The following is a 2382-nucleotide window of genomic DNA, read 5'->3' on the forward strand; positions in this document are numbered from 1 at the left end:
CCCCTCCCAGACCACTGAGCGATGTCACGACTTCCCTCCATCTTCCTGACAGCATTGCTGCTCGTAGCTCCCGGCCAAGCGGCGGAGTACACATTTGTCGACCCGCCAGCCATCCATGCCGAGGGCCAAGCAACGCTCACTCTAACAGCCGCTGAGCCGATCAAGGTCGCAGGTTCCTTGCCCGACGACGCCCGCGTTCGAATGCTCGCCCATCGCAGCTTCCGCCCCGACACGAAAAATCCACTTCATCGGCTGGAGATCGACATTCTCCCGCTTAGGCCGGGTTCATTCGAGTTACCTCCCGTGCCATTGAGTATCGGCAATGATCGACTTCTTTTTCGCTGCCCACCACTGGTCGCCGAGGCGAACTCCGCCCCGGAGTCGACCTCTCAGCTTGCCGTATTCTGGAACGGTGGAGCCTCTACGCCTGATCGTCTCTGGCAGGGCCAGCAAGTCGACGTCGACATCCTGCAAATCTCTCCGCGGCGATTTGGCCGTCCGAAGTTCCTTGTGCCGACTCTCGACATTCATGGCGGAAGATTCCGACTTCATGTCAAAAGCGGTGCCCAACACAACACCCCACTGGCACCGATCGGGACCGGAGCATTCGGGATGGGGCGCGCCCATAGCTCGCTATCGTCGTCCGAATACAAGGGTGAGAAAGTCTCGGTCAATCGCTCGAAGACTTTCTTCACTGTCGCGCCCGAAGCCGACGAAGTTTCTCTACAAATTGCCTCAACAGTACGGTCCGGCGATTATCCCAATCGGACACAGATTTTCAACAAGGTGATCCCCGTGAGCCCCCTGCCTCCCCTCACTAGCAAGCAGGCAAAAAAATCCGGTTTGATCGGTGATTGGAAGTTGGAAGGTCGCCTTGAGCCAGAGTCTCCCGAACCAGGCGAACCGTTCTCAATCATCGTCGATTTCGAAGGACGCGGTGACCCAGCAAGCTTCGTCGAACCCGACTTCTCAACCCCGCAGCTTCGCTCGATTCAGACCGAGCTCACTGAAGGTAAGAATTCGAAAATCGATTACCACCGGGGCACTTTCACCCAACGCCTCCTCCCCATCCAAGACTCAGCCGCTCTCCCGGCTCTGTCTTTGGCGACCTTCGACACGGTCGCAGGAAAATGGGTTTCACACCCCGTCACCAGCGGCTTCGGGAAGCTTGTGGATCAAGCTGGTTCAGCCGTTGTGGCAGACCCACTGCGAGCCGCAGTCGTCCGCCCGCTGGCAATGAATTTTCCGAGAAGCCTGCTGCTCGCCGCTACCGTGGCACCTCTGCTGCCTCTTCTCGGACTTCTCTTAAGCCGTGCACGGAACCGCCAACTGTCGCCTCGCAGAATTCTGATGAAGCGCCTTCGAAATTTGTCGATTCGTCTCAAGGACCAAACCGAGAATCAGGAGACCGCGATCATCGACGACGAGATGCTACCGCTTTTGCGAGAATACAGTGGTCTGCCTCCCGGAGCATCAGCCACCGAAGTTGCGGAGGCACTCACGTCTGATCATCCCGAACTTGCCGAAGGGATTGCTGAACACGCCAACTCGTCTTTCGGCTCGCGCAGCAGTTCCTTCAAACCTCGTGACTTCGCACCCTTGTTAGGCCGACTCACTTGCTTATTCCTCGCCTTGATCCTTCTGGCCCCATCGCCCGCTGCCGCTCAGGACAGTCCGGCACTCGCCGAGGCCAGGCGACTTGTAACTGCCGAACCAGAGCAGCCATCTCACCAACTCCGGCTCGCTCGTGAGTTAATGAAAGACAATCAGCCTCACCGTGCCCGCGCCGTCTGCCATCACCTGCTGCTGCTCGACCCCTTCTACCCCGAGGCCCACGACCTGATGGCGGAAATTCGCGAGCGAATCGGCGACCCCGCTGCTCCGGGTTCGCGCTACCTTGAGCTGCGGCCCGACCAGATCGCAATCATTGCGGCAGCCGCTTGGATCTTCGGATTTCTCCTCGTTACCGTGCGCATTCTAACAAAACGCTTTCCACGCTGGCCGGCGATCACCGCCTTCTTGGTGGCGTCCGTCGCCATCGGCTCGGCGTTCCTGCGCCACTCGCTTGCCTACGCCCCCGGCCGCTACATGGTCGCCGTCCAGGAAGTCATGCTTGAAGTCGCTCCCGGGCGCTTCGCCCAGGAACGCGCGCCACTGAGGTCTGGCGAAATCATCGCCCCACTTCCCGCTGAAGCTGAGGCCACCCACCTCCAACTTCAGCTCGGCGACGAGGTTTACTTCGTGCCCGCCGAATCCCTCGAACCCGTCTGGTAATCCATGATCCGCATCTTCGCCATCGCCATCCTCACCCTGAGCCAATCCTTCGCCGCTTCCATTCCGCCGGAATCGATGCAGGCGGTCCGGGAACATGTGGTGCTGGTC

Annotated in this window: 1 protein-coding gene; it reads left to right on the forward strand. The window is 59.6% G+C overall.

Annotated features, from left to right (window positions below; all coding sequences use genetic code 11):
• The first annotated feature begins 21 nt into the window (after positions 1–21).
• Positions 22–2274, forward strand: a complete 2253-nt coding sequence (locus WBG04_RS05120; RefSeq protein ID WP_424313305.1) for a hypothetical protein — start codon at positions 22–24, stop codon at positions 2272–2274.
• The last annotated feature ends 108 nt before the right edge of the window (positions 2275–2382 follow it).

The organism is Haloferula sp. (genome assembly GCF_049672945.1).
Classification (GTDB): Bacteria; Verrucomicrobiota; Verrucomicrobiia; order Verrucomicrobiales; family Akkermansiaceae; genus Haloferula.